Origin of the sequence: uncultured Hymenobacter sp., assembly GCF_964242765.1 — a bacterium.
Classification (GTDB): domain Bacteria; phylum Bacteroidota; class Bacteroidia; order Cytophagales; family Hymenobacteraceae; genus Hymenobacter.
On record NZ_CAXTBM010000107.1, the window covers coordinates 1 to 11,802 of the forward strand.

Below are 11,802 nucleotides of genomic sequence, written 5' to 3' on the forward strand. Positions count from 1 at the left end.
CGTACTCGGGCGTGTAGGCGAAGTTGGTGGAAGGCGAGCCAGCATTGGTATGGCCGCCCTGAGCCAGATAGAGGATGTTGTTGTCGAGCTGCATGCCGTTGGAGGCATGATTCTCCTCGGAGCGAGGCAGCCCACGCACTAAGTCCATCTTGCTCCAAGTAGTGCCGCTGCGCGTCAGGCGCGAGACAATGCCCGAGTTGGTATCCAGGTTCAGGTCTCCGCCGGGCCCACCAATACGGCTGTCGCTAGACGAAACATACAGCACCGGGCTGTTACTCGTGCCCGTAACCAGGATGCCCGTGACCTGACGCGTGGTCACGCCAGGGTTAACTTGGCCGTTATCGTCGTGGTTAGGAATTGAATTAATCAGCGTGATTTCCTCAGTGGCCGTCACTGTGTAATCATTTGCTGCATCTCGTCTGATGGTCAAAGCCTTAATAAGGCCGTTCTGCTGCGAGACGTACAGACGTCTATCAGGACCGAACTGCAACGAGGTTGGGTTCTCAAGCGTGACGCCTTTTAGGCCGCTGGGCGAAAATGAGAAGTTGTACTGGGCATTAGCCAAGCGCGCCCCAATCAGCGGCTCGGGCGGCAGTTTGGCTTTTTTCTTTTTCTTTTCTTTGTCTTTGTTGCTGGTACTTCCTTGCGAAGCGCTAGCGGCTACACCTTTCTTTGGGGAGGCCTGGGCCAGTGAGTTCACTGGAAGAGCCACGCAAAGGCAGAGGAAGATAAGTACAGTAAACCAGACGCGCCCTAGAGTAAGGCACTTCTTACTGTAGTAAAGATTGTGTTTCATAGCAAGAGGTTTAGGAAGTGGGTGGCTTTTTCGTGGTTCTGAAAAAACTAAGCACTTACAGTTTGCAATGGTGGCTAATAGATTGTTGGATTGGAGGTTATGCGTGATTAGCAATTGTGTTTGGCCAAGAGCAGCTTGCAGTGGGCCCGGTCGAGTCAAGGGGTTGTCTGTACGAGTAGAGCGATGATTGATGCAGGTCTGATTATCGACACTGGCTTTCAGCATCTGTGCGCTTAGCTCATCAAGAGGTTGGAACACTTAATTGCGCCTACCAATAGGCAGTTATAGCGTGAGAAGTCGGATAGTAAACTTGGTGTATAGGAAAGGCAGGTCTCGCACCTTGGGGCTCTTGCTCGAACAAAAGCTGGCTAGTTGAATCGGAGAGCTTAACTCGCCAAAGGCATCCGCACTACTGTTCCGGACGGAATCAGTTTGGAGGCTTGCTCACGGTGGAGCGCAAGCCAAAACAGGATAATCTGCCAGGGCTTGCCAAAATGAGCGGAATAGTTCAATTTTTTGAATAAATAGTATCTGTAATTCATATCATTCTCCTTCGCTAATTCAGATTTAGAACTTGTGTAGTTCAGAGTTTTGGGTGGCTCTTTACAGTCAAACCCTTTTCTCTTGTTTGCATTTCGGATGTAAAATTTCTGATATTTTTTGTAAATACCTCGTTAAAGGAAAGAAATATTTAACTGTTTATTTAAATTTTTTTTGACAATTATAACATTTCCAGTGCGTCGCTTTATCTTATTCTTGTAGAAACTAGGATCTAAATGCCTCTCATATAGCTATAAAGCCTTATAAGCTAGTATTTGATTAATGATGTAAATAGGATTAGCTTTTGAAGTACAAATTCTAGCTCTAAGCCGCTAAGCTACGGCACTCCCTTTGTCTGGCTAAGAAGCAGTTTTGCCTATAGTAGGGAGCGTCACCCATAAGTGACTTAGTGAGCTGAAAAGTAAGCTGGGTAGCCACCCAGTAGTGGCTGTCTCTACCTAAGTGGGGCGTTTACCAACTGATATTAAATACAAACAAGCCTAAACCGGGCTCCACAATCTAACCTAGAAACTTCTAATCAGCCGAGCTTTCTGGCCTGCCTTCGGTGGGTTTCTGTGGCAACCTCGCTCTTGGCTATTATGCTCATGATGGGAGCAGTTAAGTGCATGCACTTGCCTTACAAACGCTTGTAAAATAGAGATATGCAGACCAGAGAGCAGGCTAACTAGTTTGCATATTCTAATCTCCTTGGCGCTTGCCCAGGGGTATTGAACTGGCAACAAAATAGATGGTAGCCTAAATGCAGGTGTTGCTAACGCAACTAAGGACGGCTCAATAGCAACATGCGAGAACTATTGGGCAAACTAACAAGGTTCAAGCAATCGGCAACGCAGATAGAATTTGGAACTACTGATCAGCTGTAGGTAAAATATTCGTAAAAATTTGCATCCTGAGGCGAAGCCATAGATCCTGACTACTTACCTTAGAGCTTCTATTTAGTATGTAATCGATGATGTTTGGCAAGGCTAATTCAAGAAGGCGCCGGCGGCCGGTCTATCAAGAACTAAGTACTATCGATAAGATTGGATGGGTTCTTTTGATGACAATCTTTCTGTTTTTGACCGTCGCAGTGTGGCTCTACGGTTGGTAGCACTCTAAACACTTGGCATAAGAATCGAGGCTTCGTGCTTTTGGTAAGGGAGTACTATTGGTGCAGCTTCATGAGACACAAGTCGGTAAAGGCTTGGCAGCACTCGTTTTCCAAGCTCACGGAATAGCCGCCTAGCTCTGGCAGTAAGTGAATATCAGGCCTAGTACTATGGACTGCGCACTGAACGTCGCGTAATTTTCTTTTAATCTGAGCCACATAATAGGCCTCAGCTTTTCTATCAGGCTTAAGCAAACCCGTATCGATACCGATGGTCTGCTTGACAGTAACCCGGAGCATAAATAGGAAATAGAAAAAAGAATAGAAGCTGCTAAACTAGCACTATTGCTTCACACCACACCCACCTAATTGTCAACACTACTTTAGGGGTGCGTACGACTACGCATGTAAACAAGCTCTGCCGGCCTGCTTCAGCTCTTCCAGGTAGATACATCCCTGCCACGATTCGGTAGGCTTTATTTGAGCGGCGACTCCTTTCGGCTATGATAGCACAGCTTGCAGCATGCTAAGTTGGCCGCGCAGCAGTCGTGTTTGGCGGTGGCCTTGCTTTCAGTCATCGAAGGCGCACCTTTAAGTCTTAATATGGCTGCCACTTCTGTGCTAAAAGCGCAAATAGTCAGCCCTCATCTTTCAGTTTCCTATCCACAACGACGGTAGTAAAGGCAGAGCGGTCTGCGCTTGATGCAGCGGTGAGTTGCAGAAAGCGCGCTATGAAGCGGTTGAAGGTCCTGCTTTTGGCTAGCAACAACCGCACTAGTACCATGCCTACCAAGGCAACAGCTATACCTGCCAACACATCTAGCACATAATGGTGGCTGGTGTAAACTGCTGCAAACCAAATGCCTCCCATGATAGTGGCAAAGATCTGAGTGAAGACGCCAGAACGGTTGCGGTCGGCGTAGTACAGCACGATTACTGGATACGCGCAATGTAGGGAGGGCATAGCCGCAAAAATGTTGGAATTTTTCGCGTAGATGGAAGCAAACACGCCGACGCCAAAGAGAGCATCGAACCTCGACAGCCCAGCCGTGCTGCCCATTGTCAGGGGCTGAAAGGCAAAACCATGCTGCTGCACGTACCACGGCGGGGCGGCGGGGTGCAAGTAATACACCACAAAGCCAAGCAAGTTTACCAACAGGAAGGTCAGAGAAAATTCAAAGAACATAGGCCGGTTCTGGAAGAACAGATACCCGGCAAATGCCAACGGAACCGGCACCCAGCACAAGTAGAAAATACCACACACTACATCCAAAAAAGCATTGTGGTTGATCAGCCAGAATTCGTTGGGAGTGAGCGATTTATTTTGAAAAGGAATGCCAAATAGACTTTTCTCGGCGCTGTAAAGTTGCGCGATGTCTACTGCCCGGTAAGCGTAGTTTGGAAAGGCCTTCATGTAATCATATAGAATCCAGAAGACCACAAAAATAGAGAAGCCGATGATCAAGCGCCGGGTGGTTTCCGACAGGAAATAACACGCGTTGCATAGCCCCACCAGCACCAACTGCTCGGACCGGAAACCGATCAAAACATACGACACTAGGAGGTACACAACCGATAACAGCAAAACGAGCAGGCCACCTTTTCTGGTGGTGTTCACGCCGTTGGGTCCTGGTAAAGGGGCGGGCATCGGGGTAAGCTAGAACTTCAGATTCGTTGGGATACTACTGTGCGGCTAACTGCGCAACTACACCGTAAACCGTTTCACTACCGGCTCGCGAGTTGCCGCGTTCCACCCGCTCAGTTCGATGTATTTGACGTTGGGTACCCAGAACGTGCCGCCTTCAATGCGCAGAAAAATACGTTCTAGCACTAGTTGCTGGTTGGCAACGGTCGTGTAAACGTGAAACGCCTTGTCCGTGCTGGACCTCATCAGGAAGAAACGAACCTTGCCGTAAGCGAAAAACTTTAGCTCGTACTTTTCTGGGGCTAGCTTCTTGGTATTAAGGCCGTAGGCAAATTTGCGCTGAATGAAATCTAGTTCCTGCCGCTGGCCTTGCTCGGCATAGCGCAACCAAAAAATGCGAATGGGCTCATTTTCATTGAGTTTGCCTGCCCCGTTCACATTGAGTTGATAGATAACTGTGTTGGTATTTGGGTCGCGCTGCAAGTAGAATAGCTGGTTGGCGATGCCCGTCGGGACGGGAAAAGTGGGCCCCGACAATGGTGCGGTTCCACTTTTCCCTGGTTGGGTGAGCAGTACGCCAGCCGCTAGCAGCAAAGCAGTGGCCGCCACTTTCTTGCCAGGAGAGGTAGTGGGTGGAGTGGCAGCTTTTTGCGCCAATCCTTTCTTGGCTTGCAGGAGCCGGGAAACCGCCGTGATATTCGATAATACTGCCAACACTGTGATTGGGAGCGTGAAAATCGACATCGTCTCGAAGATGTGGAAGGGCAACCCCGGTACGTAGAGCTTATAATTGTCGCCTAGGTAAGCGGAACTGATGCCACAGGCTAATGCACTCACGCCGAGCAGTACCACCCGCTCCGGGCGCTGCATCAGCCCGCCGCTGCATTCTATACCTAGCCCTTCGGCCCGGGCCCGCGTGTAGCTGACCATCATCGACCCAATCAGGGCAATAAAGGCAAACAGCGAGCTAAGAAAGTAATGGTGGGCCACCAGATAGTAGCAGATACCCAGAAATGTAAACAACTCGCTGTAGCGGTCCAGCACCGAATCGAAGAGGGCCCCGTATTCGCTTTTCATATTGCCCAAGCGTGCCACTTGGCCGTCGAGCATATCGAAGAGGCCGGCAAACAAGATGAGCGCCCCACCCCAACCCACGTAGCGCAAGTCGCCGCGGTTACCTTCCTCGCCCCCAACGATGAAGAGCACGGCCACCCCGATATTGAGTAGCAAGCCCGTCAGCGTGACGGTATTCGGCGTGAAACCAATCCTGATGAGAAGTTTCACGAAAGGATTTATAACCGTGTAAATTCCTTGTTGCAGGGCGGTGCGAAGAGTGGCTACGTTCATGCGGTAAGCAGACGGGTTTTCATTGTAAAATCTGGTTTGAAGCGACCATGAAAGCTATTCTGCTCTATCAAAAGGGGCGAAGTGATTGAGCTGCTTTACCACATCTAGCCGAAATAGCTCGAAAATAGGTGATACTCCTTACGGGCTTCGGCGTAAGGCGGCCAGCCTAGGGCGTGACCGACAAGCCAGTCACGATTTTGGAAATACGAAGTGCCGCTGCAACAGATAGTTGAAACCGATACCGACTAGGAGGGAAACCACTATTTTACTGATTACATAGTTGGTATGCAGCACCTGCGTGCAGAGATATACTCCTGCCGCATTCAGTAGCATACTACCCAGCCATACCCCTAAGTACCGGCTACCCTGCACCCGGACGTTTTGCCGCGAAGCATCGAAAACGAAATGTCGCCCAAGGTAGAAATTGGTGATGCCACCAACCATGTTGCCCAGGATAGTAGCAGCCAGATACCAGCTGTGCAATACCTCCACACAGCCGATAGTGACCAGAAAATCGAGGGCCGTAGCGGCTAACGAAGCCGCCTGAGCCTTAACCAATCGAGGATAATGCACTTAGAAAAAGCGAAAATAAATTCCGACCTGCAACAGCACGTTGGCATAAATGCCAGCCAGTACGTCGTCCATCATTACGCCAAGCCCACCCGGCAGCTTTTCCATTTTTCTGATGAAGAGAGGCTTAGCAATATCAAAGAATCGAAACAACACCAGGCCCGCTAGCAACCTGGGGCCGGTAAGGGAAACAAAAAGTACGCTGATCCACATACCAGCCACCTCGTCTATTACCACCCGATAGTTGTCTTTGCCCCAGATAGGCTCGACTCGCTGTGCCGCCCAAGTTCCCAAGGCCAGCAAGCCCACAGTAAGCAGGACAACTGGCCACGGATGGAGCGTCAGGCCCCAAGCGCGGGTCAGATACAGAAGGAGGCAGCAGGCAACAGCTGCTACCGTGCCGCCCCCTTTCACGTAGCCAATGCCCAGCACCGAGGCAATCAGTTTACATGTCCAACTCCCGGATTGATTACCAGACGCCAAGCGCATTCTGATATTCCTCCGGGGCCATATCCGTAACCGGTTCTTCACCCATCAGGCGGCGCAAGGTGTTGTGCAGTGTCGTTAGCTGTTTGAAAATGTCGTGCTCGGGCCGATGGTGCGGCAAGGTTTGCGGCGCTTTCAGATAGAACGACAGCCAATCCTGAATGCCACTCATGTTGGCCCGCTTAGCTAGGTCGATGAATAAAGCCAAATCCAGCACCAAAGGAGCCGCCAAAATAGAGTCGCGGCATAGGAAATTGATTTTGATTTGCATCTGATAGCCTAGCCAGCCAAAGATGTCGATGTTGTCCCAGCTCTCCTTGTTGTCGCCGGCGGGCGGGTAGTAGTTGATGCGCACCTTGTGGTACATGTCGCCATACAAATCGGGGTTGGCCTCGGGGTCGAGAATATCTTCGAGCACGCTGAGCTTCGACACTTCCTTGGTCTTGAAGTTGTCGGGGTCATCGAGTACCAGCCCGTCGCGGTTGCCCAGGATGTTGCTGGAAAACCAACCTTTCACTCCCAAGGCACGGGCGGCGAGGCCCGGCGCCACGATGGTTTTCATCAGCGTCTGACCGGTCTTGAAATCCTTGCCCGCAACGGGCGTGTTCGTGGTATGAGCTAGCTCCAGCAAAGCCGGCACGTCCACCGTCAGGTTGGGCGCTCCGTTCACGAAGGGCACGCCTTCCTTGAGGGCGGCATAAGCATAAATCATGCTCGGCGCGATGTTGGGCGCGTTGGTGTGCAGCCCTTCCTCGAAGCTAGCAAGCGTTTGATGCACCGCAGACAACTCATGATAGATTTCTGTTGAGCCACACCATACCATCACCAAGCGGTTACAGTTGCGGGTAGCCTTGAAGGTGCGAATGTCGCCGATGAGTTGTTCGGCCAAGTCATACTTAGTGGTATAAGTCTTCACGTGAGTGCCATCTAGGTTCTTCACGTAATGCTGATCAAACGCCGCTTTCATGGGCTTGAGCGCCTCCAACTCCGGCCGAATGGTTTCCAGCAGTCGCGCATCCAACACTTCGGCTTTTAGCGCCGCTTGGTACACATTGTCGTCGTATACATCCCAGCCGCCAAATTCGATATCGTTTAGCGCCGTCAATGGCACGAAGTCTTTGATCTTAGGATGGTTGTTTTCGGTGCGGCTGCCAACGCGAATATTGCCCATCTGCGTAAGTGAGCCGATGGGTTGGGGGCCCCCTTTACGCACGGCCAATACGCCCGCAATAAGAGTAGTTGCGACGGCTCCCATTCCGGGTAGTAAAACGCCTAATTTGCCTTCTGCTGGAGCAATATGTCCTTGTTGCTGTGTCATGTGGTGGTTGGTGGTTGCGATGCCCTCGTAAGATGAATTATCGCCCTTGGGCCTCAGTAAGGCAGCTAATTCAGAGTAAATAAAGAATACAGATCAGCCTATAGGCAGGGAAGGTAAGGGACCCTTTCGGCGCTTGTGGCAGAGGCTAGCTCTTCAATACGTGGTTGGTCTGATTCGTAAGTCAATTCGGAGGTCACCCTGAAAAGGGTCGCTGGGTAACGATGACTCGGTAAGTTGAAGCCTACGTGCAGTTCATGCCGAAACGGTAATGTTTGGTCGAGGCGGTGGTGTAAGGCCGCCGAAATAAGTAGGCCGTAACCCGATTGCTGGTTCTCGCGCAAGATGCCAGCTACCTGGTTCACTACCTCTCCCTGATAGCTCAGCCCAGCCCTTGCCTGGCGTAGTGTAACCCAGCCCAGGCTAGCTGCTCCGAACAATTCCTGATGGCGAGTAAGGTGGCGCACCCGCTCACGCAGCAGGAAATACGCGGACACTACCTGCTGTTCACCCAATTCCACTGGCCAAGTCAGTAGAAGACTGCCGCCTTGGCAACTCGCTATTTTTCCGCCACCCGCTTGGATAGCAGTCAAGCATTCGCCCAGCGCCTCGGTTAAAAGCGCTGATTTGGAGGCGTTGGTAGCATCCGAAATACCAGGTAATGCCAGTTGCAGAAACACTCTTTCCTCACGTCCAGCCTGCGTGCCAACAGGCGTTTGTTGGAACCATGCCTCCAACCCCACGCTACGCAACAGCCACTGCCATAAGTTCGGCCCGTTTGGACGAGTTGGAGGTATTGCAGTAGATAACGTATCCATACTTGAATCTCTTTTATTGTTCACATCAACTAGTGCCGTCACAGAGCTATGAGAGAGTTCAACAAAAAGGCCTCTAAGTGTCTCGCTAACTCTATTCTCTTCGGACTAGAATTTTGTGCTTGAAGCCTACAGATTGTCCCTTCTATAAATTCAATAAACCTCGGCTTTCATGCAGATCAAGCGCTAACTCCATTGTCTCCAGTTCTTAGCGGAGCACACGCAACGAATTCAGCTTACTCAAAGGCTTTGTAGAGTATCTCCGACAAACCCAGGTATGTAGCCAATTCACCTATGGTTATGGCCAAGATGCTTTAACGGAACAACATTCAAATTGCAACACACAGGAGTTGACATTGGAACTGCATTGGACAGCATCGGTAGGCGCACGGAGCACTAAGGCGGCAGGAAAATGATTCATTCGATGTTGAGCTACAAATGGAATCCTAACTTATCTTGGTTTGCTGCTATCCTTCAAGGATAGCTAGGATTAGTGGATTTTCATAATTACGCCTCCAATATTTGAACTAGGACAATTGTAGGGTCGAAAACCAAGCACAAATTTGATGCATACAAAGACTGACTAGCATTGTTTCAAGTCTATCAACCAGAGTATAAGATACTCCATAAATAGTTGAATAGTTTTATGATAAACCTCTTAACCATTTCTGAAAGTCCAGATGTCTTGAAGGTCGAACTCCGAAGCTGTAGACCCCTTGATGGATGCCAGTGAGTCAATTCGTTTTGAGCAACTCTATAGTATCGAGCCAACCATACCCATCAAGCAACTGAAATTGCGTTACGAGGTCTGCTATAAAACACGTTCCATGTGAGTAGTCAATCATGAGAGAACGACAAAGCTTTCTTTGCCCTCTATAATTCTTGAGAATACATGAAACAAACTGCTTCCTGCGTGCTACTTGCCGCTTTGTGCCTATCGGCCGCATCTCTATCTAAGGAAAAGCCAAGTCGGGCTAATGTGGTGAAACAACAGGCAATCAAGGATATACAAGCAGGCTATACGACATACCAAAAAATTGCCTTACAGATCTGGGAATATGCAGAAGTGGGCTATAAGGAAACGCAAAGCTCTGCTCTGCTACAGCAAACTCTGCGCGAGCAAGGATTCACTGTGCAGGCGGGTGTAGCAGATATCCCTACCGCTTTTGTGGCGACCTATGGCAGCGGCAAGCCAGTCATTGGAATTCTAGCCGAGTTTGATGCCCTACCAGGCTTATCACAACAGGCCACGCCGGAAAAAAAGCCTGTTTCTGGTAAGGACGCAGGGCATGGCTGCGGACACAACCTGTTTGGCACCGCAAGTGTAGCCGCTGGCATTGAATTGAAAAAGTTGCTAGAAACCGGCAAAATCAAAGGCACAATTAAAGTGTATGGCACCCCGGCCGAAGAAGGGGGTAGTGGTAAAGTATATATGGTGCGTGCCGGTTTGTTTCAGGACGTTGATGCTGTTGTGCACTGGCATCCGGGCAGTGAGAACCGCGCCATGATGAACAACTACTTGGCAAATTCTTCGGCTAAATTCCGGTTCCACGGCATTTCTGCACACGCGGCCATGGCGCCAGAGCGTGGACGGAGTGCTCTAGATGCTGTAGAAGCCATGAACCATATGGTGAACCTGATGCGCGAACATGTACCACAAGAAACCCGCATCCACTACGTCATCACCAGCGGCGGCAAAGCCCCTAACGTGGTTCCAGATTACGCCGAGGTGTATTATTATGTACGACACCCTAAGAAGGATGACGTCAAACAGATTTTCGAGCGAGTGGTGAAAGCTGCTGAAGGCGCCGCAGTAGGTACCGGCACCACCATGGACTATGAAATCATTGGGGGCACCCACGACTTACTACTCAACGAAACCCTAGCTCGGGCTCTACAGCACAACCTTGATCAGGTCGGCGGCGTGTCATACACCACTCAGGAAGTTGAGTTCGGCCGCAAGATTCAAGCCTCACTGGGTTTTGCGGTGCCACCCTTAACTGCAGCCTCCACCGTGGGAAAGTTCGAAACCCGAGAAGGCGGAGGCAGCACCGACGTAGGCGACGTCAGTTACATAGTGCCCACGGTAGGTTTGGAAGCAGCTACCTGGGTGCCCGGCACGCCCGCGCATAGATGGCAAGCCGTAGCCTGCGACGGCACCGAAATAGGTACTAAAGGCATGATGGTGGCGGCTAAAACGATGACGCTAACAGCCATTGACTTGTTCACTATGCCCACCTTGCCGCAGCAAGCAAAAGAAGAATTCAAAAAAGACGTAGGAGCATACACCTACAAACCCTTGTTAGGCGACCGTAAACCTGCCCTCAACTATCGTGATTAGTTGTGCAAGTAAGGCATGTAGTCTAATTGAGGTAGGGTAATCAAAAGCGGTGCATAAGCATGTATACTAGCTATCATAACTAATAAAGAAACATAAGAGAGAAACTCAACTGATCTAGAATTTATTACGGTGAAGTGTTAAGGCCATTACCTGCTTCCGAAGTAATGAGCGACCATTCGAAGAATAAGGCAATAGTCTGGCAACTCGATTCATTGGCTAGGGCTCAACGCCGTGAATACCATAGAGAATACATTTCTCAGGAACCATGTTGTTTCCCTTTCTGTATTGTCTCTCACGCAACCTTGATGATTACTTGAAAAGCTTCTCTTAAGAAAAGTCACTAAAAATTGACGTTTCTGTTTGGAGAAGAAAAAAATCTTACTACCTTTGCACCCCGCTTCACAACAAGGCCATAATAGGTGGCCAACCAGGGTGAGAGTAATACAGCTAGATTGAAAACAGCTAAGAAAGCTTCTAGATTTTTTCAAACTTTCTTTCATGTTAAAAAATTCTTACTACCTTTGCAGCCCGCTTCATCAAAAGCGTATAAGCGGTAACAAAAAAATAGTTGCAGTAGCGTGAACGAAACACTTTCTGGAAGCTGTTTATAGTAAGGCAGCCTGATAGAAGAAGCATAAAATGACTACGAATGGTAGTCACTCGGTTGGTCCAACAGGGACTAGCACACGTTCTTTGAATGTTTGGGAAAGACAAATTGGTAGGGCTTTCAAGTAGCAGCACGCTAGTTGGAAGCATGTAAAGCGTAACAAAACGATTAAGCTCATTAAGCGAGTCGGGGTAGGCCAAGACAACGGCCCATCTGCGGATGGTGCTTAGGA

8 protein-coding genes are annotated in these 11,802 nt (G+C 49.7%); 1 reads left to right on the top strand and 7 read right to left on the bottom strand.

The window, feature by feature from the left end:
- From ACFE7X_RS23995 to ACFE7X_RS24025, 7 genes are all read right to left on the bottom strand, one after another.
- On the bottom strand, positions 1–796 hold a 796-nt coding region (locus tag ACFE7X_RS23995), incomplete at its 3' end, for a hypothetical protein (RefSeq protein WP_375438215.1).
- Positions 797–3,081: 2,285 nt separating this feature from the next.
- Positions 3,082–4,092, bottom strand: coding sequence for a phosphatase PAP2 family protein (locus ACFE7X_RS24000; protein ID WP_375438216.1), 1,011 nt, complete (start codon positions 4,090–4,092; stop codon positions 3,082–3,084).
- 57 nt (positions 4,093–4,149) lie between these two features.
- Complete coding sequence (locus ACFE7X_RS24005; RefSeq protein WP_375438217.1) at positions 4,150–5,436, bottom strand: DUF4833 domain-containing protein; 1,287 nt, start codon at positions 5,434–5,436, stop codon at positions 4,150–4,152.
- Positions 5,437–5,625: 189 nt separating this feature from the next.
- On the bottom strand, positions 5,626–6,009 hold the full coding sequence (locus ACFE7X_RS24010; protein WP_375438218.1) for a GtrA family protein: 384 nt from the start codon (positions 6,007–6,009) through the stop codon (positions 5,626–5,628).
- Positions 6,010–6,495, bottom strand: a complete 486-nt coding sequence (locus tag ACFE7X_RS24015) for a phosphatidylglycerophosphatase A (protein ID WP_375438219.1) — start codon at positions 6,493–6,495, stop codon at positions 6,010–6,012.
- On the bottom strand, positions 6,476–7,810 hold the full coding sequence (locus ACFE7X_RS24020) for an inositol-3-phosphate synthase (protein WP_375438220.1): 1,335 nt from the start codon (positions 7,808–7,810) through the stop codon (positions 6,476–6,478). The genes ACFE7X_RS24015 and ACFE7X_RS24020 overlap by 20 nt, the downstream gene beginning before the upstream one ends.
- A 98-nt stretch (positions 7,811–7,908) precedes the next feature.
- Positions 7,909–8,625 carry a hypothetical protein gene (locus ACFE7X_RS24025; protein ID WP_375438221.1) on the bottom strand — a complete coding sequence of 239 codons (717 nt, stop codon included), beginning with the start codon at positions 8,623–8,625 and terminating at the stop codon, positions 7,909–7,911.
- Positions 8,626–9,514: 889 nt separating this feature from the next.
- On the opposite strand from ACFE7X_RS24025, the gene ACFE7X_RS24030 reads away from it, so the two are divergent.
- A complete protein-coding gene (locus tag ACFE7X_RS24030) occupies positions 9,515–10,963 on the top strand; it encodes an amidohydrolase (protein ID WP_375438222.1) in 1,449 nt (482 codons plus the stop codon).
- Positions 10,964–11,802 lie beyond the last annotated feature (839 nt).